The organism is Nocardioides daejeonensis (assembly GCF_003194585.1).
Classification (GTDB): domain Bacteria; phylum Actinomycetota; class Actinomycetes; order Propionibacteriales; family Nocardioidaceae; genus Nocardioides; species Nocardioides daejeonensis.
Map to the genome: position 1 here is coordinate 1 of NZ_QHKZ01000019.1, position 579 is coordinate 579.

The 579-nt window shown below is 70.3% G+C and carries 1 protein-coding gene; it reads left to right on the forward strand.

The annotated features are described in order from the left end of the window. Positions 1–72 precede the first annotated feature (72 nt). Positions 73–579: hypothetical protein (locus DNK54_RS20965; RefSeq protein WP_204164740.1), on the forward strand; the 507-nt coding region annotated here is incomplete at its 3' end.

A 579-nucleotide genomic window follows, 5' to 3' on the forward strand; every position in this document is an offset into this window, starting at 1 on the left:
CAGGGGGAGGTGTGGGTGGCCCGGAAGGTCGCGCGCCTGTCTCGTGTCCTAGCGGCTGATCAGACCTGGGTGGTGGATCAGGCGGTCGCGCCGATGCTGGGTACCCAGGCGCCGGGGCGGGTGATCGAGACCGCGGAGGCGAAGGTGATCGAGGCCGACCCCGATGCTCACCAGGCGCGGGTGGAGGCCGAACAGCAACGCCGGTATGTGTCGTTGGGTAGGACCGATGAACACGGGCTCCGCACGTTGATCGCCCGTCTGGATGCTGGGGACGCGGTGTGGGTGGAGGCCACCGTCACCAAGGTCGCCGGGATCCTGTCGGGTCGCCACCCCGACGCTGGCCGGGATGAGTTGCGTGCGTTGGCGTTGGGCTACCTGGCCCGCCCCGCTGAGCTCCTGGCGCTGCTCGCCGCGAACACCAACCCGCAAGGGGTGCTGGACCTGGCTCTGCCTGTCGACCCCTGGAACCAAGGAGGCGACCAGCAGCCGCCGCAGCCGGAGGACGGTCCGGGTGGCCCCAACAGTTCCGGCGAGGACCCCGACTGGCCCAGAGACACCGACTGGCCCAGAGACACCGAC